This is a genomic window from Chryseobacterium sp. StRB126 (assembly GCF_000829375.1).
Classification (GTDB): domain Bacteria; phylum Bacteroidota; class Bacteroidia; order Flavobacteriales; family Weeksellaceae; genus Chryseobacterium.
On record NZ_AP014624.1, the window covers coordinates 1860469 to 1886771 of the forward strand.

At 35.9% G+C, this 26303-nt stretch carries 20 protein-coding genes; 16 read left to right on the top strand and 4 right to left on the bottom strand.

All coding sequences use genetic code 11. The features are described 5' to 3' along the window. Positions 1-47: 47 nt before the first annotated feature. From CHSO_RS08375 to CHSO_RS08410, 8 genes are all read left to right on the top strand, one after another. Positions 48-878 carry a CPBP family intramembrane glutamic endopeptidase gene (locus CHSO_RS08375; protein ID WP_045494842.1) on the top strand — a complete coding sequence of 277 codons (831 nt, stop codon included), beginning with the start codon at positions 48-50 and terminating at the stop codon, positions 876-878. 29 nt (positions 879-907) lie between these two features. Further along, the gene (rdgB, locus tag CHSO_RS08380) at positions 908-1492 is read left to right on the top strand and encodes an RdgB/HAM1 family non-canonical purine NTP pyrophosphatase (RefSeq protein WP_410493399.1); all 585 of its coding nucleotides are present in this window, start codon (positions 908-910) and stop codon (positions 1490-1492) included. Positions 1493-1628: 136 nt separating this feature from the next. Beyond that, the gene (locus CHSO_RS08385; RefSeq protein WP_045502169.1) at positions 1629-2543 is read left to right on the top strand and encodes a ribonuclease Z; all 915 of its coding nucleotides are present in this window, start codon (positions 1629-1631) and stop codon (positions 2541-2543) included. 7 nt (positions 2544-2550) lie between these two features. Continuing rightward, entirely contained in the window at positions 2551-3321 is a 771-nt protein-coding gene (locus CHSO_RS08390) for a TIGR02757 family protein (RefSeq protein WP_045494844.1), read from the top strand. Between the two features lie 11 nt (positions 3322-3332). Then, positions 3333-3887 (top strand): DUF1003 domain-containing protein, encoded by a 555-nt coding sequence (locus tag CHSO_RS08395; RefSeq protein WP_045494846.1) that lies wholly within the window; start codon positions 3333-3335, stop codon positions 3885-3887. 242 nt (positions 3888-4129) lie between these two features. Beyond that, positions 4130-6454 carry a choice-of-anchor L domain-containing protein gene (locus CHSO_RS08400; protein WP_232509167.1) on the top strand — a complete coding sequence of 775 codons (2325 nt, stop codon included), beginning with the start codon at positions 4130-4132 and terminating at the stop codon, positions 6452-6454. Between the two features lie 169 nt (positions 6455-6623). Continuing rightward, the gene (locus CHSO_RS08405) at positions 6624-10208 is read left to right on the top strand and encodes a T9SS C-terminal target domain-containing protein (RefSeq protein ID WP_045494851.1); all 3585 of its coding nucleotides are present in this window, start codon (positions 6624-6626) and stop codon (positions 10206-10208) included. Between the two features lie 269 nt (positions 10209-10477). Then, complete coding sequence (locus CHSO_RS08410; protein ID WP_045494854.1) at positions 10478-12835, top strand: T9SS C-terminal target domain-containing protein; 2358 nt, start codon at positions 10478-10480, stop codon at positions 12833-12835. A 92-nt stretch (positions 12836-12927) separates the two neighbouring features. Here CHSO_RS08410 and rsmA read toward each other — a convergent pair whose 3' ends face one another. Beyond that, complete coding sequence (gene rsmA / locus CHSO_RS08415; RefSeq protein WP_045494856.1) at positions 12928-13698, bottom strand: 16S rRNA (adenine(1518)-N(6)/adenine(1519)-N(6))-dimethyltransferase RsmA; 771 nt, start codon at positions 13696-13698, stop codon at positions 12928-12930. Between the two features lie 92 nt (positions 13699-13790). Between rsmA and CHSO_RS08420 the strand changes: the two genes are divergently transcribed. The 6 genes from CHSO_RS08420 (at position 13791) to CHSO_RS08445 (ending at position 18823) form a co-directional block, all read left to right on the top strand. Next, the gene (locus CHSO_RS08420) at positions 13791-14690 is read left to right on the top strand and encodes a cell division protein FtsX (RefSeq protein WP_045494860.1); all 900 of its coding nucleotides are present in this window, start codon (positions 13791-13793) and stop codon (positions 14688-14690) included. A 2-nt stretch (positions 14691-14692) separates the two neighbouring features. Next, positions 14693-14989, top strand: coding sequence for a DUF3098 domain-containing protein (locus tag CHSO_RS08425; protein ID WP_045494862.1), 297 nt, complete (start codon positions 14693-14695; stop codon positions 14987-14989). Positions 14990-15086: 97 nt separating this feature from the next. After that, the gene (locus tag CHSO_RS08430) at positions 15087-15905 is read left to right on the top strand and encodes an undecaprenyl-diphosphate phosphatase (RefSeq protein ID WP_045494864.1); all 819 of its coding nucleotides are present in this window, start codon (positions 15087-15089) and stop codon (positions 15903-15905) included. 20 nt (positions 15906-15925) lie between these two features. Continuing rightward, a complete protein-coding gene (truB, locus tag CHSO_RS08435) occupies positions 15926-16630 on the top strand; it encodes a tRNA pseudouridine(55) synthase TruB (RefSeq protein ID WP_045494866.1) in 705 nt (234 codons plus the stop codon). Between the two features lie 21 nt (positions 16631-16651). Further along, the gene (gene rluF / locus CHSO_RS08440; protein WP_045494868.1) at positions 16652-17374 is read left to right on the top strand and encodes a 23S rRNA pseudouridine(2604) synthase RluF; all 723 of its coding nucleotides are present in this window, start codon (positions 16652-16654) and stop codon (positions 17372-17374) included. Between the two features lie 225 nt (positions 17375-17599). Next, positions 17600-18823, top strand: a complete 1224-nt coding sequence (locus tag CHSO_RS08445; protein WP_052480536.1) for a YncE family protein — start codon at positions 17600-17602, stop codon at positions 18821-18823. A gap of 98 nt (positions 18824-18921) precedes the next feature. Here CHSO_RS08445 and CHSO_RS08450 read toward each other — a convergent pair whose 3' ends face one another. Beyond that, positions 18922-20205 carry a helix-hairpin-helix domain-containing protein gene (locus tag CHSO_RS08450; protein WP_084220952.1) on the bottom strand — a complete coding sequence of 428 codons (1284 nt, stop codon included), beginning with the start codon at positions 20203-20205 and terminating at the stop codon, positions 18922-18924. Between the two features lie 151 nt (positions 20206-20356). Further along, positions 20357-20701, bottom strand: coding sequence for a MerR family transcriptional regulator (locus tag CHSO_RS08455; RefSeq protein ID WP_045494873.1), 345 nt, complete (start codon positions 20699-20701; stop codon positions 20357-20359). Between the two features lie 180 nt (positions 20702-20881). On the opposite strand from CHSO_RS08455, the gene CHSO_RS08460 reads away from it, so the two are divergent. Then, on the top strand, positions 20882-23554 hold the full coding sequence (locus CHSO_RS08460; protein WP_052480537.1) for a reprolysin-like metallopeptidase: 2673 nt from the start codon (positions 20882-20884) through the stop codon (positions 23552-23554). Positions 23555-23661: 107 nt separating this feature from the next. After that, positions 23662-24540 carry an AraC family transcriptional regulator gene (locus CHSO_RS08465; RefSeq protein ID WP_045494876.1) on the top strand — a complete coding sequence of 293 codons (879 nt, stop codon included), beginning with the start codon at positions 23662-23664 and terminating at the stop codon, positions 24538-24540. Positions 24541-24673: 133 nt separating this feature from the next. Here the strand turns inward: CHSO_RS08465 and ccoG are convergent, their stop codons facing one another. Beyond that, on the bottom strand, positions 24674-26116 hold the full coding sequence (gene ccoG / locus CHSO_RS08470; protein WP_045494882.1) for a cytochrome c oxidase accessory protein CcoG: 1443 nt from the start codon (positions 26114-26116) through the stop codon (positions 24674-24676). Between the last annotated feature and the right edge of the window lie 187 nt (positions 26117-26303).

Here is a 26303-nt window from a genome sequence, read left to right on the forward strand (position 1 = left end):
ACTCAAAAAAATTATCTTTGTTTCAATAAACTTTTACAGAAAAAAGAATGGAAAATAGCAGGTATCCGAAGTTTACTTTCACATGGCTGGGCGCTGTTACTTTAGTGGTTGGGTTATTTGTGGGAACGATGGCTGTGTCTTTATTCAGTGCCTTTTGGAAAGTGGTTTTCAAAGAAAATCTTGAGTTGAAAGATTGGTTTCTCATGGTAGCCAATTCTGTAGGATTCGTTACTGCCATTGCTTTCTTCGATTTTTTTATTGTAAGAAGAACTACCCAGAAGAGACTTAATTTCAATCTTTCATCCGTTAATTTTTATACATATCTACTTATTTTTCCGATGATGGCCGGGATGATGCTTATTTCAGAGTTTACCACAACGCTGATTCCTACATCAGGTCCCTTTTTCGGAGACTTTTATGAATATTTCATTCAACTTATGAGCCAGTTAACCGATAATCCTTTGGTAATGATTATCATGACGGTGATTATGGCGCCTATTTTTGAGGAGATTATCTTCAGAGGGATTATTCAGAAAGGATTGATTAATAAAGGAGTGAAACCATGGAGAGCTATTTTATATGCTTCCCTTATTTTCGGGATTGTTCACGGAAATCCATGGCAGTTTATCAGTGCTGTAATGCTGGGATGTGTTCTGGGATTGGTATATCATAAAACAACATCTTTACTGATGCCGATATTGTTGCATGCATTTAATAATCTGACCTTGTCATTACTGGTACTGTATGGTAAAGATGAAAGTTTTGCAAAAGTTTTTAATGTTTCAGAATGGTTGATTTTGGCTGTAGGAATTGTGGTTTTTTCTTTGTTCTACTATCTTTTTATGAAGAAATATAAAGTGCATTATTCTGAAATGTAATCAACAGCAGTTAAAAAGTAAAATTGAAAATGAATATAGAAATGGAATTATTGGTAGCTACACATAATGAGCATAAAAAAGAAGAGATTCAGCAGATTTTAGGAGATGACTGTATCGTTAAAAGCCTTACGGATTATAATATTCACGAAGAAATTGTAGAAGACGGAGACTCTTTCCATGCCAATGCTCTTATTAAAGCTAAATATTGTTTTGAAAAGACAGGGGCTCCAAGCTTGGGGGATGATAGCGGACTTGTTGTAGAATCTTTAGATGGAAGGCCTGGAATATTTTCTGCCCGTTATGCCGGAGATCACGATTTTGCTAAAAATATTGAAAAAGTGTTGGAAGAAATGAAGGGAATAGAAAACAGAAAAGCTTACTTCGTTACAGTTTTATGTTATTATGATGAAAACGGAGCTCAATATTTTGAAGGAAGGGTTCATGGAAATCTATTGACAGAAAATAAAGGATTAAAAGGATTTGGGTATGATCCTATCTTTGTTCCTGTAGGATATGACAGAACCTTTGCAGAAATGGAACCGGAAGATAAAAACAAGATCAGCCACCGTAAGCAGGCACTGGATTTGTTTATGGACTTTTTAAAAGTAAAATAATCAATATAACAGATAAATAAAAGTCATTTTTCCATGAAGGGAAAATGACTTTTTTTATGCATTTCCTGTTGAAATGTAATGGGAAAATATATGTTTTAAAATTTCTGTCGTACATTTGTTACAAGAAACTATTGATTTGAGTACTTATTTAACAATATTAGGTTTTAATTCAGCGATTCCCACTATCAATTCCTCACCCACAGCCCAGCTGCTGGAAATGGAAGAAAGGCACTTCCTGATCGATTGTGGGGAAGGAACACAGGTGCAGCTGAGAAAAGCAAAAGCCAGATTTTCAAAAATTAACCATATTTTTATTTCTCACCTTCACGGAGACCACTGTTTCGGACTTCCGGGACTTATTGCCTCTTTTCGACTTTTAGGACGGGATAATCCCTTACATGTTTATGGTCCCAAAGGAATCAAAAAAATGATGGAAACTATTTTCCAGATTACAGAAACCCATCGTGGTTTTGAGGTGGTTTATCATGAACTGGATAAAGACTATTCAGAAAAGATCTATGAAGACAGTAGAGTAGAAGTGTATACGATTCCTCTGGATCACAGAATTTACTGTAATGGTTATCTTTTTAAAGAAAAACCAAAAGACAGGCATTTGAATATGAAAGAGATTACCAAGTATAATGAAATTGAAAGCTGTGATTATCACAATATAAAAGCAGGGAAAGATTTCGTACTAAGTGATGGTTATGTTCTTAAAAATGAGGTGTTGACTCTTGATCCGACTCCATCTGTATCTTATGCATTCTGTAGCGATACCCGTTATCTTGAAAGTGTTATTCCAATTATTAAAAATGTTACGGTTCTGTATCATGAATCTACCTTCCTGCATGATTTGAAGGAAATGGCAGATTATACCGGGCATACCACAGCATTAGAAGCGGCCACAATTGCCCAAAAGGCTCAGGTAGGAAAGCTTATCTTGGGGCATTTCTCTAATAGATATGCAGATTTAACGGTGTTTACTGATGAGGCCCGAAACATTTTTCCTAATTCATTCCTGCCAAAAGCTCTGGAAAGTGTAAAAATTTAAAAAAATTATGTTGAAGTTTGAAGAGCTTAGAAGCTTTCTGGATGAAAAGGCAGACCAATACAACGCTCCTGATTTTATAGAAAATGACCCCATACAGATTCCGCATCGTTTCTCATTAAAGCAGGATATTGAAATTGCAGGTTTTTTGGCAGCAACCATTTCATGGGGGAACAGAAAATCCATTATCAATTCTGCCAATAAAATATTGGATATTATGGGGAATTCTCCTTATGATTTTGTAATGAATTATTCTGAAAAAGATGTAAAAGAGATTCATGATAAAAGCATCCACAGAACCTTTAACGGAGAAGATTTTTCTTATTTTATCAAGCAATTCAACAGGATTTATACAGAGAATGAAAGCCTGGAAGATTTATTTAAAGTAAAAGAATCTGAAACCAATTTTCAGCATGCTATAGAAAGATTCAGAAGTAGTTTTCTGGAGACCGAAAAGCACAGAAGCCATAAACATATCAGTTCACCTTACAAAAACTCTTCAGCCAAGAGAATCATTATGTTTCTGAGGTGGATGGTACGGAAGGACAAACGTGGAGTAGATTTCGGAATCTGGAAGGATATTGATCAGAAATATCTGTCTATTCCATTAGATGTACATACCGGAAATATCTCAAGAAAGCTGGGATTGCTGAAAAGAACACAGAATGACTGGAAAACAGTGGAAGAATTGGATATTACCATCAGAAAGTTTGATGATAAAGATCCTGCAAAATATGATTTTGCTCTGTTTGGATTAGGAGTAACTAAAGAACTGTTGTAAAAATTAAAAGGATGAAAAAATATAATGAAAAAGCAGAAGTTCTGGAAAAAATAGCAGACAGTATAACCTCATGGATAGGATCTATTCAGTCTCTGATAGTGCATACTCTCTTGTTTGTTACTTCGTTTTTGCTTCCGATGCTGCATATTGTTGATTTTGATAAAATGCTTCTGATCCTTACGACAGTACTTTCTCTGGAAGCTATTTATCTTGCGATCTTCATTCAGATGTCTGTAAATAAAAGTCATGAAAAAATTGAAGATATTCAGGAGGATATTGAAGACATTCAGGAAGATATTGAAGAAATCAGCGAGGATATAGAAGAAATTAGTGAGGATATAGAAGAGATTAATGAAGATATAGAAGACATCCAGGAAGACATTGAGGAAATTAGTGAAGATATAGAAGAAATTAATGAAGAAGAAGATGAAGAAGATCACAATGAAAAGGCTAAAAATGTTATTCTGAAAAGCAATGTAAATTCAAATAAAAATGAAATAAAGGCATTGAAGGATATTATTGCTCAACTTCGGAGTGAGATTGATGAATTAAAAAAGGAAGAATAAAGAATTTTTGAAAAAAAATACATCATAAAAAAACAGATTAATAAAATTGATCTGTTTTTTTTAATGTTGGAATATCTTTTTATTTACAATTAGTTTAAAAATAAAATATATTTATTGTGAATTTTTGCTAAAAAGTGGACGATATGTAGGTGAAATGCTGATTTGATATTGTTATTTTTGCTACATTTGAACAAAATCAAAATAAAATGTTGCATTATAGATTTAAACACTACTTTTTTCTTTTGGCTTTTTTACTAACTTCTGCTTCAGTATTCTCACAGGTTGGTCCTAGCAGAAAGCCTGCAAAAATAAAACCTACAGGGGCAAGTTTGAAAGCCGGAAATTTTATAGATGTGAATGTTGCGCCTTATCCAGCAACAGGTTATTTCCCGGAACAGCTGGTAAAAGATATTCTGATTAATGGGGGAAGTACCTGTACAACAGCAAATATTACCAATGTTACAGTATCTCCTAATCATACCATATTTGATGACAATAGATTTTGGGGGTATTTTAACAGAGGAACTGCAAATTTTCCTTTTAAGGATGGAATTGTATTAACTACCGGTTATGCAAAAGATGCAGGAAATAGCTTTAATGATGATATGAGTAAAGAGCCTGGTTCAGGAAGTGATCCTGATCTTGTGGCTGCTACTAATGCCACGGTAGAATTGAAAGATGCCGTAGCGCTTGAATTCGACTTTGTTCCTAATTCTACTCAGGTAAGATTCAATTATATATTTGCTTCTGAGGAATATTCCGGAGGTTATCCATGTACAGGTTTCTCGGATGCATTTGCACTTTTGCTGAAAAAAGTAGGTGATCCTACTTATACTAATTTAGCAGTTCTACCTGGAGGTGCCGGGCCGGTGAGTGCTACGAATATTGTTCCAGCAGGACCTAACTTCTCTTGTGGTCCTATTAATGAGGCTTATTTTGGAGGGATTAATACCCCTCACTTAGGAATCAATTATGCTGGAAGAACTATTCCTTTGACTGCTATTGCGACTGTAATTCCTGGAGAAACTTATCATTTCAAAATGGTAATCGCAGATGCTAAAGATCATAGCCTGGATTCTGCTGTTTTCCTGGAAGGAGGATCATTTGATATCGGGGTTAAAATTGTAGATGAAACCGGGGCAAACCTTCCACCTACTATCAATATGTGTGATAATGCTCCTAAGACATTAAAAGCTCAGTTGGAATTGGTTCCGGGAATGACTTTCCAGTGGTATAAAGATGGAGTTTTAATTCCAGGAGCAACCAATGTTGCTTATGTTACCACTGAGCCGGGAGTGTATTCCATAAAAGTAATGGTCCCTGGAAGCCAGTGTCCGGGAGAAGCTAAAATTACCGTTATAGGAGGAACAAGCCCCACAGTACAAAATGCTGTTCTTAAGCTTTGTACAACCCCTACTGTTACTACTTTTAATCTAGAGACTGCAATCCCTATGATAACGACAACACCGGGAGCGGTAACCCGTTTTTATACGACTCTGTCAGATGCACAGGCTCAAAATAATAGCTATATTAAAAATATAACCACTTACGACGGAACAGATGGCCAGGTGTTACATGTTCTTGTAACTAATGGCGGATTTTGTAGTAGAATGGCAACGCTTACTCTGAATAAGGAAGCAACTCCTACTGCCGGTCTTAATGTTGCAAAACTGAAGATATGTTTAGGAGAATCTGTATTAATGACAGCAACAGGTGGGGTAACCTATGAATGGAAAGATACCGCTTCTGTTACAGATGGAACAAGAACCGTGAGTCCAACCAAAACAACAACCTATTCTGTATATGCTATCGGAGCTCAGGGATGTAAATCTGCAAAGCCGGCAGAAGTTACTGTAGAGGTGGTGCCAGCCATTGTTTCTGTGTTAAAGGGTGGTCATATTTGTGAAGGAGACAGAATTGTTTTAGATGCAGGTTCTGGTCCGGGATATACCTACGAATGGAATACAGGTGAAACAGCACAGTCTATTTCAGTAAATAAACCGGGAGAATATACAGTAACCATCAATAATGGAGTTTGTTCTAAAGAATTTAAAACGCAGGTTATAAAAGCTGTGGTCCCTCAAATTATTAATATTAATTATAATGATAGAGGAACAATGATTCTTACGGCAAGTAACCCTAGTAATGGGATATTGGAATATTCTGTAGATAACGGACTTACATGGCAGGCTTCCAATATATTTGCAAATGTGCCTAAAAATGAAATCATTTCCATTCGTGTTAGAGTGAAGAATACAAGCTGTGTAGGCTTTATTGAATACTTTACTTTTGTGATGAAAAATGTAATTACTCCGAATGGTGATAATATTAATGATCTTATTGATTTCAGAGGAATAATCGGATATAAGGATTTCAGTGGTAAAATTTTTGACCGTTACGGAAAAGAAGTGTTCAAGGCGGAGAAAGTAAGGCCGTATTGGGATGGTTACTTCCAAGGTAAACGATTGCCATCTTCATCATATTGGTACCAGGTTACCTTTGAAGACCCTGCGAGCAAATTGCTAACTGTGAAAACAGGTTGGATCCTGCTTAAAAATATAGAATAATTTAAAATGATAATTGAAAGACTGACTGTTTTGTCAGTCTTTTTTTATGAGATTAAAATAAATAAAGTTGATATTCTACGATAAATAAATTTGAATTAGTAATAATGTAAATAATGTTAAATTGAATTTCAATCAAAAAAAATAGTATTTTTGTTTAAAATAATATAAAATGTTAAATAGGAGGAAAGGAAGTTTATTTTTAGTGTTATTTTTTGTATTTATAGGAAGCTTTATTTTTGCTCAAGACAGAGTGGTGAAAAAAAGTGGGCTCCCAAAAAATAATGGTGCCGCTGCTAAAGCTGGAACTTTTATAGATATAAACACTTCCAATTATCCTGAGTCTTCTTACAGTATTACTCAGCTTGTAAAGGATGTCCTTATCTCAGGCGGGGGATGTGCCAGTAATAATGTAAGCAATGTGGTAGTGTATCCGAATTTGCCTCCATCTAATCAGAACAGAAGCTGGGGATATTTTAATAAAGCAACTACAAATTTTCCATTCAGTAAAGGGATTGTTCTTTCTACGGGGTTTGCTAAAAATGCTGGGAATTTTCCAGTTGCAGACCTTAATGATGATCTGGGAACAGGAGGAGATGATGACCTGGCGGGTGCTTTAGGTATTCCACCTGATAAACTGAAGAATGCCACCTATATAGAGTTTGATTTTGTAGCCATTTCCTCTGAAATTACTTTTAAATATTTATTTGCTTCAAAAGAATATCAGGATAATTTCCCATGTAATATTACAGACGGTTTTGCTTTGTTCTTGAAGAAAGTTGGAGATCCTACCTATACCAATTTGGCAGTGCTTCCAGGTGGGGCAGGGCCGGTGAGTGTAACGAATATTCGTCCGGGGTATCCTAATTGTTTGCCTAAAAATGAAGCTTATTACGGGGGCACAAATAGTAATCCTAAGATTGAAACTAATTTTGAAGGTCGCACCATTCCTTTAACGGCAAAAGCAACCGTAGTTCCCGGACAAACCTATCATTTTAAAATGGTTTTAGCCGATTTTCAGGATCCTAACTATGATTCAGCCGTATTTTTAGATGCGGGATCGTTTGATTTAGGGGTAAATATTCTTGGTCCTGGCGGAGTGAAGCTTCCAAGCTCTGTGAATATGTGTGATAATACTCCACAAACTTTCACTGCTTCCGTTCAGGTGCCTAATGTAACCTATCAATGGTTTTTAAATAATAATTCTATTTCCGGAGCAACCAATGCCAGTTATACGGCTACGCAGCCTGGTGTATATACTGTTAAAGTGTATATACAAGGAAGTTCCTGTCCGGGAGAAGCAAGCATTACTGTTGTAGGAGGAACTTCTCCTACAGTGCAGAATGCTACATTAACCGCCTGTTATGTTGCGGGAAATCCTACATTTAATTTACCAACAGCGCAGCCAGCCATAAGTACAACGGCAGGTGCGGTTTTTAGTTATTATACAACACAGGCCGATGCCGATGCGGGAAACACCAATACAATTCCTAATCCTACTGCTTATCAAAGTGCAGGGGGGAAGGTATATGTAAGAGTCAGAAATGGTTTCTGTGCCAAAGTAGCTGAACTGGCTCTGGTAAAGGCTCCCCAAATGACAGCATCTATTGTACCTCCCGCAGTATTAACTTGTGCCAATTCTCAGATTACACTGGATGCTTCAGCTTCAGTTTACCCTGCAGGGGCAACATTTAACTGGACTACAACAGGGGGATTTATTGTTTCAGGTGGAAATACTCTTAACCCTGTAATTAATGCACCAGGAACCTATACATTGACAATATCACAGGTGTACCAGCCTGGAAGTATTACTTGTACAGCAATGGAAACAGTAACGGTGACAGGAAACAGTGCACCACCTAACCCATCGCTTACAGCTCTTAAACTGAAAATTTGTAAAGGAGAATCAATAACCCTTACAGCTTCAGGAGGAGCTACTTATAATTGGGGTGGAGGTCTTCCTGGAAATGGAAATACACAAACCGTATCACCTACAGTTACTACAACATATACTGTAACGGCTATTGGAGCTAATGGATGTGCTTCTGCTACACCGGCAACTATCACTATTGAAGTGTCAGAGCCATTTACAGCGCAAAATGCTATTCTGCATAAGTGTTATCTTCCGGGACTAATTTATAATCTTAAAGAATCAGAAGGGCAGATTACTACGGCTACAGGGGTTACATTTACCTATTATGTGGACCAAAACGATGCTAATGCCGGTAATGGTAATTCTATTGCGGCCCCTACAACATATTCACCTACTTCTGCAAACCAGACAGTCTATGTAAGGGTTAGTAATGGGGGATGTAGTTATGTAGTTTCTTTACAATTACTGAGAACTGCAGAAATAACTTTAACAATAGCTGCACCGCAGACTATTACTTGTACAACGCCTCAAATTACACTTAATGCATCTGCTTCTGTAGTACCAGCAGGATCTACTATTACATGGACCACAGTTGGGGGAAGTATAGTGTCGGGGGGGAATACTCTTACACCTGTAGTAAGTGCAGGAGGTACCTATACATTAACTGTTAAAAATCTATTCCAGCCGGGAAATTTGAGTTGTCCATATACTTCAACAGTAACAGTAACTCAGGATAAAGTAGCGCCAGTGGCAACCTTGGTTTCATCACAATCCCGTATTTGTGAAGGTGAATCGGTAACCCTAACTGCATCTGGCGGAGCTACCTATATCTGGGGGAATGGTCTTACAGGTACCGGAAATACACAAACCGTGTCTCCTACAAGCACTACGGTATATAGCGTAACTGCTGTTGGAGCTAATGGGTGTGCTTCTGCACCTGTAAACGTTACAGTTCAGGTAGGACCCCCGATAGCAGGGGTTACGGCGGATAAAGTGAAAATATGTGCCGGTGAATCCGTTACTCTTACCGCTACAGGGGGAATTACCTATAATTGGGTAGGGCTTACCGGAAACGGAGATACGCAGGTAGTAACACCTACGGTTACTACAGAATATTCTGTATTTGCATTAGGTGGAAACGGATGTAGCTCTCTCGCTCCTGCTAAGATCAAAATTGAAGTAGTTCCAGCCATTGTTTCTACATTGGAAAATGTATATGTATGTGCAGGAGATGATGGAATTCTTGATGCTGGAGCTGGGCTTAATTATACGTACCTGTGGAGTACAGGAGCTACTACACAGACAATTACTACCAAAATTGCCGGAACTTATTCTGTAACCATCAGCAATGGAGTATGTTCTAAAGTCTTTACGGCGCAGCTTATTAATCCTGATCTGCCTGAAATTATCAATGTTGTATATAATAAGAATATACTGACACTTACAGCAAGTAATCCAACAGGAGGAACTTTGGAATATTCTATAAATAATGGAGTAACCTGGCAAGATTCAAATGTATTTAATGGGGTATTGGATAATACAATGTATCATTTAATGGTTAGAGTGAAAAATGCAAAATGTGGAACTTCAATAGATTATTTCACTTTTGTACTCAGTAATGCTATTACTCCTAATATGGATGGAAAAAATGATACTATAGATTTTAGCGGAATTAGTGGGTATAAAGATTTTGCAGCTTCTATTTTTGATAGGTATGGAGCGGAGGTTTTTAAGGCGACAAAAGGAGATGTTATTTGGCGAGGGTCTTTAAAAGGAATCAATTTGCCTACAGGGACTTACTGGTATAGGGTTCAGTGGGAAAACCCTGCAAATAAGAAATTAGAGCAGCGTTCAGGTTGGATTTTATTAAAAAACAGAAACTAAAATAATTTAATATAAATAGCAGAACCCTTCATTATTGGAGGGTTTTGCTATTTATTGTCTTAAATATTGATGGTGTTTTTAATATGATTTTCGAATAGTAGTGAATTTTATAAATTATATTTTGAATTTGAATTATCATTTTGTTAAAAATGGCTATATTGCTTTTAATTGTATTTTGTTGGTTGAAATGTTACAGTTTTTTTATAAAAAACATAAATATGTGTATTGTATATTTAAAAAAAAATTAAATTTGTTGAAACAAAAATATTATGATAAGATACCTACCGCTTTGTTTGTTTTTTTTATTTATCTCAAATTTTTATTTATCTCAAAACCAACAACCCAGACAAGTCATAAAAAAACAAGCGTCTGCCCAGGCTAAAAAGGCAGGAGCTTTTATTGATGTGAATGCTCCGGGATATCCGGAATCCAATTTTACGATAGAAAAATTGGTAAAAGACGTATTGATTTCATCAGGAACCAATACTTGTATTACTCCGAATGTAACCAATGTGAAAATTACCCCTAATCATGCTGTAGGAGAAGCTGATAGAGCCTGGGGATATTTCCATAAGGCAACAACTAATTTTCCTTTTAAAGACGGGATTGTGCTTTCTACAGGCTATGCAAGAAAGGCAGGTAATGGCTTTGAATCCAGTAATAGTGATACCAATGGAGGTGGTACAGATAGTGATCTGGCACAGGTTATTGGAGTAGCTGCAGATGATTTAAATGACGCAGTACTTTTGGAATTCGATTTTGTTCCTACAACTTCTCAAATTAAATTTAATTATTTAATTGCATCTGAAGAATATACAGGAACATTTCCCTGTAAATATGCGGATGCATTTATTATATTATTGAAACCTACATCTGGAGGCCCTTATACGAATATGGCTGTATTACCGGGAGGAGCTGGACCAGTAAGTATTACCAATATTCACCCGGCAATCGGAACTACTTGCGGGGCTGTTAATGAACAGTATTTTGGAGGATATAATAACCCTAGTGTTGTTACCAATTTTAACGGAAGAACAGTTCCTCTTACGGCCATTGCTGATGTAGTAGCAGGTCAGGAATATCATTTTAAAATGGTTATTGCAGATTATCTTGACCATAGTTTCGATTCTGCAGTATTTTTGGAAGGAGGTTCCTTTAATATAGGGGTAGACCTTCTAGGCCCTGGTGGAACAAAATTACCAAGTGACATTAATGTTTGTGATAACGTACCTCAGGTGCTTACCGCTTCTGTAAATGATCCAAACTTATTATACCAATGGTATTATAACGGAACTTTGATTCCTAACGCTACAACCAATGTTGTTACTGCTACACAGCCCGGAACCTATACTATTGAAGTAAGTGTTCCCGGAAACCCTTGTCCGGGTAAAGCTTCCATTGAAATTCATGGAGGAACAACACCTGTTGCACATGATGCCACATTATTGCTTTGTAGTACACCGGATATTACAACATTTGATCTAAGTACCATTAAACCCACTATCAGCCCAACGCCGGGAGCTGTATTTAAATTTTATGAAAATCAGGCTGATGCTTTGGCTGAAAATAACAATTATATCCAAAATATTCTGAACTATAATGGTACTGATGGCCAGATATTATATGTAGTTGTTTCAAATGGAGGTTTCTGTAGAAAAATAGTTGAATTGAAATTATTTAAAGAAGAAACTCCTGTTGCCAAATTGAAAACATCAGCTATACAAATATGTCCGGGAGAAAGTGTAACGCTTACGGCTGAAGGAGGAGATACCTATCTTTGGGATAATTTCTCTGGAACAGGTAATATACAGACGGTTACACTACATCAGACTACTGTATTTACTGTATATGCAATAGGCGCAAAAGGATGTAAATCTCTTAATCCTGCAACCATAAGAATTGAAGTGGTTCCTGAAATTAAAAGCCCTTTAAAAGACGTTGAAATATGTGATGGAGACCTTGTAACCCTGGATGCAGGTGCAGGAAAAAATTATAAATACAAATGGAGTACAGGAGCTACTACACAAAAGATAGATGTAGAGAAATGGGGAATTTATACCGTTGAGATTGATAACGGATACTGTAAAAAAATCTTCTCTGCTCAGGTAATGGGAGCTGCCATTCCTTATGTCATCGGAATAGATTATCAGACATCTAAAAAGACACTGACGGTTTCTGCAGTAAACCCTCCAATGAATAATATGCCAAGCAGTCTTGAATATTCTATTGATAACGGAATTACATGGCAGGAATCTAATGTATTTACAGGACTTTTAGATAATACCAATTATACCATCCTGGTGAGAAGAGTAGGAACCCACTGTATAGGAACTTTTGACTTCTTTACGTTACAGATCAGCAATTTTATTACTCCTAATAATGATGGAATCAATGATGTGCTGGATCTGAAGTCTTTAGGACAGTTCAAAAACTTTACAGGTTCTATCTATGACAGATATGGAGTAGAGATGTTCAGATTTACAAAAGATACCCCAGTTTGGGACGGAACTCTAGCTGGCAAAAGATTACCTTCTGCAACCTATTGGTATAAATTTACCTATGATTATCCTAAATCTAAAACTCAGATGAATTGGTCCGGCTGGATCATGTTGAAAAACAGAGAATAATATATAAAAGAAAGCCTTTCATCTGAAAGGCTTTCTTTTTATACAAATACCGATAAAGCTTCTTTTATGAAGAACTTTTTGTGATGTACACCTTATTGGTTTTCTTTCCAAAGATTGGCGAAGTGAATAAAATCAGATACACTAAGTTCTTCCGCTCTTTTATCTAAAAACTCATGGCCTTTTAAAACTTCAGGAATATTTAAAGTTTTCAAAGCATTGGATAGCTTTTTTCTTCTTTGGTTGAAGCCGGTCTTTACAATCTGCTTAAAAAGAACCTCATTTCCGGCTAAACCTTCTTTAGGGTTTCTTGTAAGACGGATAACGCCGGATTTTACTTTTGGTGGCGGATTGAAGACGTTTTCATGTACCGTAAACATATAGGATACATCATAGTAAGCCTGAATAAGAACAGACAGAATACCATAATCTTTAGTCCTTGGAACGGCAGCAGTTCTTTCAGCCACTTCCTTCTGGAACATCCCTACCATTTCAGGAATCAACTCATAATGGTCTACAATCTTGAATAATATCTGAGATGAAATATTATACGGAAAATTTCCGATAATAGCAATCTGTTCATCTTTAATAAAATTAAAATCCTGTTTCAGGAAATCTCCTACAAAAGTATTTTCCGTAACCTTAGAATAGTTGTTTTTCAGGTATTCTATAGATTCCGTATCAATTTCGGCAAGGTAAATGTGATGATCTTTTTCAAGAAGATATTTGGTAAGAACTCCCATTCCGGGACCTACCTCCATAATGTTATTATAGCTCTCAAAACTAAGACCTTCTACAATTTTCCTTGCGATGTTTTCATCCGTCAAAAAATGTTGACCAAGATGCTTTTTTGCTTTTACACTCAATGTTTTTTATGATTTTATTAACAGTGATTTTCTCTTTTTCGTTCCCAAATTTCGGAAGATTTTTTCTATTTTAGCCAAAAATTTTAATATTAATGGCTAAATCTGTAGATGAGTTTAATAAGAAAAGGCTTCGGTCCAGCAATATTACAGTAGTGATAAGTATTGCCTTAGTGTTATTTTTGTTAGGTTTAATGGGGCTTATTTTAATTAATGCCCAGAAATATTCTGACTATATCAAAGAACAGTTGGTGGTGAACGCCTACTTTGATGAAAATTATGACGCTAAAGATTCTGTGAAAATTGCAAAACTGGAAGAAGAAACTTTTAAAAAGGTACAGACATTAGCTCCTGTAAAAAAAGCAACCTATATTTCAAGAAGCATGGCCGCTAAGGAAGCTAAGAAAAGTATGGGAATTGATAGTGATGCATTGTTTGAAGAAAATATCTTCCCATCATCTATTGAAGTTGCTTTAAAACCTGAATACGTAGATCCTGCGAAAATTGATGAGGCAATCAAGGTAATAAAATCAGTTCCTGGCATCATTGATGTGAAGAATGACAGTACTTTGATGGTAGATGTTTACAACAACCTGAGCAGAATCTTAAAATGGATTTTCGGATTTTCATTACTGTTCCTTGTATTGGCTGTAGTGTTAATCAACAACTCCATCCGTCTGAAAATTTTCTCCAAGAGATTTATTATTAAAACCATGCAGCTGGTAGGAGCAAAAAGAAGATTTATTCTTAAGCCTTTTATCATTGAAGCAATTGTTTTAGGTGCCATAGGTTCTTTAATCGGGCTTCTTGCCCTGGGAGGGGTTTGGTATTATTTCACAAGCCAGATCGGATCAGCTTTTGTACAGGACAACAATCAGTATTTCTGGTTAGTAATCTTGGTGTTGGGAGTAGGAATTTTTATTTCTGTCTTAAGTACTATTTTTGCAACATGGAGATTCTTAAAATCAAACGTTGACGATTTATATTACTCTTAAAAATGAGCAAAAAAACAAATAAATTTTCTGCTTCAAACTTCGGAAGTGAAGCAGAAGCACCACAGGAAAACACGTTCTATTTCGGACAGCAGAACTTTAAATGGATGCTGATCGGGCTGGCATTTATTGTGGTTGGATTTCTGTTGATGATGGGGCCTGATGCCAATACCGTAGACGGTAAGCTTGATCCCAATTCATGGAATGATGATATCTTTTCCATAAGAAGGATCAGAATCGCTCCGTTATTTGTTGTGATAGGTTTTGTAATAGAAATCTACGCTATTTTAAAAAGAAAATAAATAAAATTTATATTTTGAGATTAAGAGATTAAGGTATTTAAAGTCCCATACTTTAAATATCTCAATCTCTTAATTTTTTAATTTTTGTAAAAGAATTATGGATATAATTAAAGCGATTATTATTGCCATCGTAGAGGGATTAACGGAGTATCTTCCTATCTCATCTACAGCGCACATGGGATTCACTGCTAGTTTATTGGGAATGCCTGAGGATGAATTTCTAAAAATGTTTCAGGTATCCATTCAGTTTGGGGCTATCTTATCAGTTGTAGTGGCTTATTGGAAGAAGTTTTTTGACTTGAAAAATATTCAGTTTTACTTTAAGCTGGCATTTGCCGTAGTTCCTGCATTGGTGTTGGGGTATTTATTCGATGATAAAATTGAAGCCGTTCTGGGAAATCAGATTGCTATTTCTTCTGTATTGGTTTTAGGAGGTGTTGTTTTATTATTTGCAGATAAATGGTTTAAAAATCCTACGATTGATGATGAGAAGGGGATTACTATAAAAAAAGCAATTACCATAGGGTTCTGGCAATGTCTGGCTATGATGCCGGGAACCAGCCGTAGTGCTGCTTCCATTATTGGTGGTATGACACAGGGGCTTACCAGAAAAGCTGCTGCAGAATTCTCTTTCTTCCTTGCTGTACCTACCATGTTAGCCGTAACGGTGTATTCTGTTTTTGTAAAAACATGGGGAAAGGAAACAGCTAATCCTCAGAAAGGATATGAAATGATTATGGCCTCACAGGATCACATTATGATCTTTGTAATTGGGAACGTTGTGGCTTTCATTGTAGCGCTTATCGCCATCAAAGCCTTCATTGGAGTACTTAACAAATATGGTTTCAAACCTTGGGGATGGTACCGGATTTTCGTAGGAATTGCTTTATTAATCTATTTCTATTTCTTTAAATAAAAAATATTCATCATCCATTCATGACGGCGGAAGAACTGAAATCAGGATACATATTTTTATTAGATAAGCCTTTGGACTGGACTTCCTTCCAGGCTGTTAATAAAATGAAATATAAATTGAAAAGGGAATTTGACCTTCCTAAAAAATTTAAAATCGGACATGCAGGAACCCTGGACCCAAGAGCGACTGGACTTCTCATTGTTTGTTGCGGAAAATTCACCAAAAAGATTCCTGAAATTCAGGACGCACCTAAAGAATACTGGACAGAGATCAAAATAGGAGTTCAAACAGAATCCTACGATACTGAAAAACCGGAAATTCTTCATCAGGATATAGTCCATATCACAGAGGAGCAGGTAAAAGAAGTTTTGGAAAAATTCGTTGGGGAAATTGAACAAAAACCACCGGTGTATTCTGCCATAAAGATTGATGGTGAAAGAGCCTATAATCTGGCTAGAGCAGGAGAGGAAGTAGAAATGAAATCCAGAAAAACAACGATTCATTATCTCAATGATATAAAAATAGATTTTCCTTTGATAAGTTTTACCGTTGGATGTTCAAAAGGTACTTATATCAGAAGTTTGGCCCATGATATCGGCCAGGAATTAGGTGTAGGTGCTTATTTGACACAATTGAGAAGAACAAAAATCGGAGAGTATAAAATTGAAGATGCTACAGATCAGTTTTTAAGTAACGATTTTAGATTTTTAGCGAATGAAAAATGATACCAATTATGGTAGAAACTAATGGAAAAGACACGTATTAATAAATATTTATCAGAAGTAGGTTACTGTTCAAGAAGAGCAGCAGATAAGTTGTTGGAAGAAGGAAGGATAAAGATTAACGGAAAGATTCCCGAATTGGGAACCAAAGTTTCCGATGATGATCTCGTGGAAGTAGACGGAAAACCTATCAGAGAACCACAGGAAAAACCAGTTTATATTGCTTTTAATAAACCAGTAGGAATTGTATGTACTACAGATACAAAACGTGAAAAGAATAATATCGTAGACTATATCAATCACCCCAAAAGAATTTTCCCGATTGGAAGGCTGGATAAGCCCAGTGAAGGTCTTATTCTTTTAACCAGTGATGGAGATATTGTAAATAAAATCCTGCGTGCAAGAAACAATCATGAAAAAGAGTATATTGTAAGAGTAGATAAGCCCCTTAATCCGAGATTTCTTGAAAAAATGAGAAATGGAGTTCCTATCCTGGATACTGTGACTAAAAAATGTGAGGTGGAAAAGATTGATGATATGAATTTCAGAATTATTCTTACCCAAGGATTAAACAGACAAATCCGTAGAATGTGTGAATACCTTGGCTATGAAGTAAAAAAACTGAAAAGAATTCGTATCATGAATATCAAACTTGATCTCCCAATCGGAAAATGGAGAGATTTAACAGAGGATGAGCTGAAATCTTTAAACACTTTGCTCACAGACTCAAGTAAAACAATCGATTAAGATTATACAATTAAGTAACAAGTATAAATGATAAGCAGGAAGCAGTTTCCTGCTTATTTTTTTGAAAGGATATGTAATTTTAATGATGCTTATTTAGAAATAACAGTTGAAAAGAACGTTTTGGAATTAATATTTACAAAATTCACATAAATGTGTAATATTTTTAGTTTTTTTTATTGAAATTGTGTTATATTTATAACACGAATAACTAAATAACTGAAAATCATGAAATTGAAATTTAACCAAGTTCCCCTATTTATCATTATCCTGATGATATTTTCTAATTGTCAACATGAAAATCATCCAGAGATTCCACACGACACTGCTTTTTTTATTGATTATAGAAGCTTGACAGGCCAATCCGATGGTATAGCGGTGATAGAGCTTGATCCTGAAGCTCCCGATTTTGGAAATATTAGTAATAAACTTGAGTTAGGCGTTGGTGTTCTGCCTCATCATCTTTATTATAATCAGAACAAAAATAAATTGTATACAACGGCTTTGGGGGGCAGTTATCTTTATGAAATAAAAGCAGAAAAAGATAAAATAGGACAGCCCAAATTAGTAAGTGCAACACCTATTGATACTGGAGAGAATACAGTGGGAGAAAATTTATTCTTCACCAATGACGGAAGATTCTTTATGACCTTTATGGGTGGAGCTGGAGGCTTAAAAGATGGAAGCGTAGGGGTTTTTAATGCTAATAATAATCAGCTTATCAAAACCATCAAAGCTCCAATTCAGGACAATCCCAACAAGTTTATTATGTATCCGCATGGCATTTCTGTGAATGAAGAAAAAGGGCTCATGATGGTTACCTCTACCATTCACCCTGATCTTACCAGTGGTTTTGGAAATACCTGTACCTTAATAGATCTGAATACTTATGAATTAAAAGAAACCTATCAGGTTGCAGATTCACCAACGGATTTATCCAGCCCAGTCGAAGTTTTATTGCTTCGTGGAAAATTTCCACAATATGCCCTTGCTACAACAATGCTTGGAGGTGATATCTGGATTGCTCCATACAATGCTGCCACTAAGAAATATGATGCTTTTACCAAAATATTTGATGGAAGTACCCAAGGATTAGGCTGGACGCTCGAAATGTATATTGATGATAACAACAGACTCTATGTAAGTTTTGCAGATCCTGGAAAAGTTTTGGTCTTTGACATCAGTAATCTTCCCAATCTAAAACTTTTAAAAACCCTTACCGCAGATAAAGGAGCTCATCACATGGTTTTCTTTAAAACTAAAAAAGGAAAAGAAGTGGTAGCAGTACAAAATAACCTGCTTGATATTCCTAACTTAAATTCCGGCACCATTAGTGTTATTGAAATTGCGACCGGAAAAACCCTTGGGACAGTTAATTTACGCTCCAAATATGGAATACTCCCTGAATCAATTGAAGGAACCAATGGTCCTAGTAATTATATGCATCACTAAAATATAAACCAATGTTTCAGATTAGAACTCCCCAAAATAGTAGTATTTGTTTTGGGGAGTTTTTATTTGTTGATATGATATGTTTACTCAATACCCTATTATTTTAAATACAATTTCATTCTTTCTTCATATTCAGGTTTTAATTTCAGAAACTTTAGAATTTTCTTATCATCAGGATAAGTTGTCCGGTAGAATATGATTTTATCTGCGGAATATTTGAAATAGGGATGATCTTTAAGCCATTCTTCAGGAGCATCCGCTAAGGTGTATTTTGGAACATTGGATGCATCTAATGGAGCAATGGATATTAATTTTTGAACCAATTCTTTATCAATATTATAAGTATCCAGAATCTGCTGTTTATTAACAAAACCTTTCAGTTTTTTTCTAAAGCCAATCATAGAACCGGCACTTTTCTCATCCAACCCAAATTCTATAAGTTGTTTGAACGTAATAGTGTTGAGATCTGTTTTTGAAAAATCCGTTTTTTCCTGCTGTATTTCCACTTTCTTTATAGTCTCGGGATTGAGTTTAATAAAAGGTTTCATCTCCTGAAACTTTTCTGCAGAAATAACAAAGCATTTTTGAATATCATCCATGTTTTTAAAACTGCCATGAAGATTTTTATCACGGTAATTGACGATAGCCTGAGTTTGTTTATCTGAAAAGCCAAGTGCCCTCCATCCTTCAACATCAAGAAGGTTCGGATCAAAAGTATAATACTGTACCTTAATCTTATCAGGATGATTGAAGCCGGAAGTCTTAAAATTTTCAGGAGTTTTTGCAGGTAAAAGTAGATAAGGTCTCAGTTTGTTGTAATTTTCCGGGGAAATGATAAAGCATTCTTTGAATTTTTCCATACTGATAAAGCTGCCACCCAAATAGTTTTTATACTTTATCATAGCTTCAGCCTGCCTTTCACTGAACCCCATTTTGACCCAGTCATGGGAAGTTTTGAGATCAGGATTGAACTTTCCGGAAACTATAATTTTTTTCTTTTCAAAGTTGGTAAAACGTTTTGAATGATCCTTTACAGAAGCCTCAGGAAGTAGTATGAAAGGTTTTATTTCTTCAAATTTTTCATCAGAAATAGCATAGCATTTTTTTAGCTGCTCTTTGGATGTAAAAGTTCCACCTACAATATCTTTATATTTAAGAATAGTAGATACCTGTTTTTCAGAAAAACCAAGCTTTTGCCATCGCTCCGGAGTTAAAATATTCGGGTCGAAATCTGTTATGTTGGCAGTAATTGAATTGCCGGCAATAAATTTTATATCGGGAAAAGATTCTTTATCCCTGCTTGTATATTGCTGAAAAGCCAATAGAATAGCCAGTAAAATGACCATAAAAGCCAGCTTTTGGTAATAGTTTTTTCTCATCATATGTATAATGTATAAACATATTGATAAAAACCATGCATGGCAATACCAAGGGGTGAAATGCTTGATATTAGAATATAAAAAAATGTAATCTGTTAAAAATTAAGACTTTGTATTCTTTGGCGTAGAATGATTTAAAGAAAAGTTGAAGAGATTATTCAGAGTCTCTATCACCCAATGATTCTTTCAGCTTTAAAAGCTCTGCTTTTACAAACTCAAGGCGGTCAATAATGGTGATGGTTTCTGAAATTTTACTATTGGTAGTCAAGGCAACACGGGCTCCATCCAATGTATATCCTTTTTCTTTTACCAAATGATAGATCATCTGTAGGTTCTTGATGTCCTCAGGAGTGAAGTAACGATTTCCTTTTTTATTCTTTTTAGGTTTGATGATAGGAAATTCCTGTTCCCAATAGCGTATTAATGAAGTGTTTACATCGAATGCCTTAGCGACTTCTCCTATGGAGTAATACAGTTTATCAGGTAAGTTTATTTTCATTTTACAGCTCCTAAACCTCAAAGATAAAAATTTTTTAAAGTTTCATCCAAATATATCTTGCAAAGTCCTGTGATAACCTGAATTTTTAATCAGAAAATAAAATATCATTGTATTGTGAAAAAAAATATAAAACACATTATATTTTTTATAACTTAGTGAAACACAAAAACCTACAATGATATGAAACATTATTTCTTAATTTTCGCACTGATGATTCCTTTCCTGGGATTTTCACAGTGGAAAAGGACCGAGCTTAGGTCTGAAAAAGTGAAAAAATCTCAGGAAAAACTCGAATTTTCAGGATTATATTCACTTGATGCCCATCAGCTCAAACAACTTCTGAAAAATGCACCTGCCCGTTTTTCAAGCCAGAAAGGAACAATTATTTCTCTTCCTACTGTTAAGGGAGGATTAGAAAAATTTCAGGTTTGGGAATATTCTAATATGGCACCAGAGCTACAGGAAAAATATCCAGATATTAAATCCTATGTAGGAACTGCATTGGAAGATCCTAGTGTATATTTAAGATTCAGTTTATCACCGGTAGGATTTTCTTCTATGATAACCCGTTCCGGAATCTCAGAATTTATTGAAGTTTATACAGAAGACAGAACAGTATACGCTGTTTTTGACTCTAATGCGAGGAGAGGGCAGGACAAAGAACCGTTTGAATGTTCCACAAAGGAGCAAGCAATAGAAAGTACCCCTGAAAAAAAAAACAATGCGGTAAATAAAAAAACGGCGGGATTTAATACTTTTAGAATGGCACTTTCTTGTACAGGAGAATATGCACAATATCATTTAACTGCTGCCGGAACTCCTGCTACAGCTACTGACATACAAAAAAAAGCTGTGATTTTGTCGGCAATGAATGCTTCTTTAACCAGAATGAACGGAGTTTTTGAAAAAGATCTGTCTGTTCATTTTAATTTGATTGCCAATAATGATGCTATTATATTTTTGAATTCAGCAACAGATCCATATCCTGATGATGCCGGTCCTGATGAAGCTCATATAGGTATTGTGTCCCAAATTAGTATATCAGATTTTGATATGGGACACCTACTGGATAAAAAAGATGCTAATGGAGCAGCTTATACTGATGCTTTATGCGGTTCTCTTCCTGGAAGAGGTTGGACTGCCTGTAACTTCCCTGAGGGAGACACCTATGATATAGATTATGTTGCTCATGAAATGGGGCATCAAATGGGGGCAGGACATACTTATACTTCCCATACAAATCAGGCTAATCAAAAAGTAGAACCAGCCAGTGGAAGTACAATTATGGCTTATACAGGAATTATAGGAGGGAATTTAGATGTTCAGTTCAATTCTGATGCTTATTACCATATAAATAGTGTTAACCAAATTAAAAATAGAATAAATTCAATTTCATGTGGAGTAACTACAGCTTTCACAAACCCAGCACCTACAGTAACACTTGGAGGGAATTATATTATTCCAAAATCTACTCCATTTGTTTTAAAAGGAACAACAACCGATGCTAATGCAGGATCTTATACTTATACGATAGAAGAGACGGATCAGGCTGCTAATGCTCAAATGGGAACTAATTCCTATGCTTATGCTACAAAACCTTCAGGTCCTGTTTTTAGATCAAAAATGCCAATAAGTACTTCACAGAGATATTTCCCTGAGTTTAATACCGTATTATCCGGTGTGTTGACAACCCGATGGGAGTCTGTTTCCAGTGTTGCGAGAACTCTTAATTTTAATATGTCTGTAAGAGATAATAATCCTTTGCAGCCTCAGGTAGGGCAGAATACGTCTGCAGTAACAGTAAATGCAAATACGGGTCCTTTTCAAGTGACTGCGCCAACATTTGGGCAGTCATTATCTTCAGCAGGAAGCTTTATGGTAACTTGGGATGTGGCTGGTACCAATGCTGCACCAGTAAATACAGCCAATGTAAACATTAAATTATCTAGAAATGGAGGACAAACATTTACTACAATTGTTGCCAATACACCTAATGATGGGAGTGAACAAATAACTATTCCTGCAGGCTCTACCGCATCCAATGCTTATATTATGATTGAAGCAGTAGGAAATGTTTACTATGCAGTGAGCCCTAGCTTTGTGATAGATTATAGTGTAACCGGTGAAAGTTGTAGTACCTATACGTATAGCGGAGATCCGATATCCATTAAAGATGGTCCTGGAGGAAGCAATATATCATCACCTATTGTGAAAGTCCCTTTAATGGTAAACAATCCCGGAGTTATTACCAAGGTTAAAATTACCCCTGCTGTTACCCATCCGAATGTAAGACACTTATCTTTGGGTATTGAAAGTCCTACAGGAGCTTCTGCTTTGTTCTGGAACCGAAGCTGTAACAATTCTTCCGGAATTACAGCGGCATTCAGTGATACTGGAGCTGCTGTTGCTTGTGCTTCGCCAGTTCAGGGAGAAACTAAATCGTATGAAACTTTAACTATCTTTAAAGGTCATAAAGCACAGGGAGAATGGAAACTGTTTGCTTCAGACAATAATCCGGGAAGTGTAGGGACTATTACAGGATGGTCACTGGAAGTATGTACACAACAAACAGGGACTTTAGCTACCAGAGAAGTATCTTCGTCTCCATTGGCCGATGATATTAAAGTATATCCAAATCCAAGTGATGGCAATTTCTTTATCAAATCTCAGAATATAAAAGGGGAAGTGAAAGTAACGTTATTTGATTCAAGTGGAAGACTGATCCATTCATCAGCCTATCAAAGTGAAGGAAATAATACCAAAGAAATGAATGTTAAGGTACCTAAAGGAGTATATGTAATCAGCATTAACTCTTCAAAAGGAGTATACAACAGTAAACTGGTTATAAAATAATAATCACTCAATAGTATAAAAAGGATCGGCAATAGTCGGTCCTTTTTTGTATTGGATTTGTAGCTTGGCTTTATTTATAGTACTTTTATCATCCATTTATTTATAGGATGAATTCTATTTCCGTTCTTCATATTGATCTTTTTCAGGGTAAGAATCCTTCGGATTTTTATTTTAATACGATGAAAAACCATTTGATTGTGGGGCATCAGCATATAGAAAAACCTCATAGGCATGATTTTTATGCAGCTGTTCTTTTTACTCACGGAAATGGTGTTCATGAGATAGACTTTCAGCGGTATGATGTTTCGGAAGGAAGCTTGTTTTTTCTCTCACCGGGACAAATTCACAGTTGGGAGCTTTCAGAAGATATTGAAGGGTATATTTTCTTTTGTTCCCAGGAATTTTATGAAATGCATTATGTGAATCAGAAACTAAGAAATTTTCCTTTTTTCGGCTCAGTATCTTTTCCCAGAAAACTGCAACTGGATGTCGTAGAACTGGAAAAGAACATCCATTTGTTTCAGGAACTGGGAAGGGAGCATCTATCTAACAATCTGATGAAAAATGGACTTATCCTATCATTCATGTCTCAGATTTTCATCAATTCAACCCGGCTGTTTTCAAAGGATTTCGATACACTAACCTCTTCTGCCGGACTTTCCTATTTTAAGCATTATCAGGACTTTGAAAATCTTATCGAGCAATATTTTACTGAACATAAATCCATTGCTTATTATGCATCTTTATTGGGTATTTCATCAAAACATCTGAACAGAACCGTACAGGCGGTAGTGCAGAAAACAGCTACAGAAGTTATCACAGAAAGGGTCGTGCTGGAAGCTAAGAGAATGCTGATGTACCTCGATGAAAACCTTGTAGAGATTGCCTTCAGACTAGGGTATGAAGAATATTCCTACTTTGTAAGAGTCTTCCGGAAAAATTCCGGAATGACCCCTACTCAGTTTATGAGGAAATATAAGGCCTAATTTGGGATAAAGTCCAAGACTTAAAGCTTTTATAATGGCAGGTCTTTAATTCTTTTATTATATTATTGGTTATCAGTTAATGATTTTATAAACTTCAAAACCCAGGTCCCCTATTTCTTACTCTCTCTATATATTACAGCACTAGTTTAAACGGTCCTTCAAACGTAGTTTCAAAAGAATCTACCATTTTTCCTTCTTCATCAAAAACGCCAATTGTCATATTTTGTTTAGAGAATTTGATTTTATCTTCAGGGAAAGAGATGTTGATATTTCCTTTTAAGATCTGGTCTCCTTTTAAAATAATTTTTTCAGATCCGAAATAAGTGATTTCAGCGTCTTCAGGAGTGATGACTTTAATGGTCAGAACCTTTTTCTCATTGGATTTATTCAGAAGTGTATAAATGAAGGTATTGGTGATTTTACCATTTTTAATGAAGAATGTAGAACCAGCAGGCTTAATGAATTTAGCTTCCATAGAACCACGATCATACATTAAAAAGCCAAGGAATCCTACTAAAAGAGCAAGAATGACAGTTGTAGCCTTCATTCTAGAAGTGAATTTAAACTTCTCACGATTTTCGATTTCAGACTCAGTTGCATAGCGGATTAATCCTTTAGGCAGGCCTACTTTATCCATGATCTCATCACAGGCATCAATACACGCTGTACAGTTAACACACTCCAACTGCTGTCCGTTTCTGATGTCAATTCCTGTAGGACAGACTACAACGCATTGATTACAATCTATACAATCTCCTTTACCAGCCGCTTTTCTGTCTTCATTGTTTCTCCATTTTGAACGGCCTTCTCCTCTTCTGAAATCATAATATACGTTGATCGTCTGTTTATCAATTAATACTCCCTGAAGTCTTCCGTAAGGACAAACCAGAGTACATACCTGCTCACGGAGCCACGCAAAAACAAAATAGAAAGTCATCGTGAAAAAGATCATTGTGATAAACTTTAAAGGATGTTCTGAGGGGCCTTCAATCATAATCTGGAAGACCTGTTCATAGCCTACAATATACATGAACATGAAAGTAGAGATGGTAAGAGAAATCAGGATAAATACAGACCATTTCGTTAATCTCTTTCTTATCTTTTCAGCATCCCATTCCTGTCTGTCGAGTTTCATTTGTTTGTTTCGGTCTCCTTCAATTAGGTATTCTATTTTACGGAATACCATTTCCATAAATAAGGTTTGCGGACAAAGCCAGCCACAGAATATTCTTCCAAAAACCACGGTGAACAACATGACAAAGATGACAGAGGTAACTGCTCCCAAGGCAAGGATGAAAAAATCCTGAAGGTAAAATGGCTGTCCAATGATAAAGAACTTTCGGTCAATAACATTAAATAAGAAAAATGGATTATTGTTAATTTTTAGAAAAGGTAATCCGAAGAATAAAGCCAATAAAACATAACTGGTGTAGTTCCTGTAATTGGTATATTTTCCTTTCGGCTTTCTGGGGAAGATCCATTTTCTTTTTCCGGTCTCATCCATTGTTCCTACCGAATTTCTAAAATCTTCATTTTCAATTTCCAGGGATTTGATGTTGTTGGACTCTGCGCTCATTATCGTATGCTATAAAAGTATTTTGGTAATATTTTTCATCCGGATCAATTCCTGCTTACCCAACTGAATTTCTGTAGATAAACGGTATTGATTCCTCTACTGCAAAGCTCTGAATTATATCCATCGACTCCTAATATGATCTACTTCAAAAATAGGACAATTGGGACATTTTGTATTTTGTAAAATA

Excerpts from the sequence above, each read along its gene's own strand:
- CHSO_RS08375 (WP_045494842.1), top strand. The coding sequence starts at position 48 with ATGGAAAATAGCAGGTATCCGAAGTTTACTTTCACATGGCTGGGCGCT.
- rdgB (WP_410493399.1), top strand. The coding sequence starts at position 908 with ATGAATATAGAAATGGAATTATTGGTAGCTACACATAATGAGCATAAA.
- CHSO_RS08390 (WP_045494844.1), top strand. The coding sequence starts at position 2,551 with ATGTTGAAGTTTGAAGAGCTTAGAAGCTTTCTGGATGAAAAGGCAGAC.
- CHSO_RS08395 (WP_045494846.1), top strand. The coding sequence starts at position 3,333 with ATGAAAAAATATAATGAAAAAGCAGAAGTTCTGGAAAAAATAGCAGAC.
- CHSO_RS08405 (WP_045494851.1), top strand. The coding sequence starts at position 6,624 with ATGTTAAATAGGAGGAAAGGAAGTTTATTTTTAGTGTTATTTTTTGTA.
- CHSO_RS08410 (WP_045494854.1), top strand. The coding sequence starts at position 10,478 with ATGATAAGATACCTACCGCTTTGTTTGTTTTTTTTATTTATCTCAAAT.
- CHSO_RS08420 (WP_045494860.1), top strand. The coding sequence starts at position 13,791 with ATGGCTAAATCTGTAGATGAGTTTAATAAGAAAAGGCTTCGGTCCAGC.
- CHSO_RS08425 (WP_045494862.1), top strand. The coding sequence starts at position 14,693 with ATGAGCAAAAAAACAAATAAATTTTCTGCTTCAAACTTCGGAAGTGAA.
- CHSO_RS08430 (WP_045494864.1), top strand. The coding sequence starts at position 15,087 with ATGGATATAATTAAAGCGATTATTATTGCCATCGTAGAGGGATTAACG.
- truB (WP_045494866.1), top strand. The coding sequence starts at position 15,926 with ATGACGGCGGAAGAACTGAAATCAGGATACATATTTTTATTAGATAAG.
- rluF (WP_045494868.1), top strand. The coding sequence starts at position 16,652 with ATGGAAAAGACACGTATTAATAAATATTTATCAGAAGTAGGTTACTGT.
- CHSO_RS08445 (WP_052480536.1), top strand. The coding sequence starts at position 17,600 with ATGAAATTGAAATTTAACCAAGTTCCCCTATTTATCATTATCCTGATG.
- CHSO_RS08450 (WP_084220952.1), bottom strand. The coding sequence starts at position 20,205 with ATGATGAGAAAAAACTATTACCAAAAGCTGGCTTTTATGGTCATTTTA.
- CHSO_RS08455 (WP_045494873.1), bottom strand. The coding sequence starts at position 20,701 with ATGAAAATAAACTTACCTGATAAACTGTATTACTCCATAGGAGAAGTC.
- CHSO_RS08460 (WP_052480537.1), top strand. The coding sequence starts at position 20,882 with ATGAAACATTATTTCTTAATTTTCGCACTGATGATTCCTTTCCTGGGA.
- CHSO_RS08465 (WP_045494876.1), top strand. The coding sequence starts at position 23,662 with ATGAATTCTATTTCCGTTCTTCATATTGATCTTTTTCAGGGTAAGAAT.
- ccoG (WP_045494882.1), bottom strand. The coding sequence starts at position 26,116 with ATGAGCGCAGAGTCCAACAACATCAAATCCCTGGAAATTGAAAATGAA.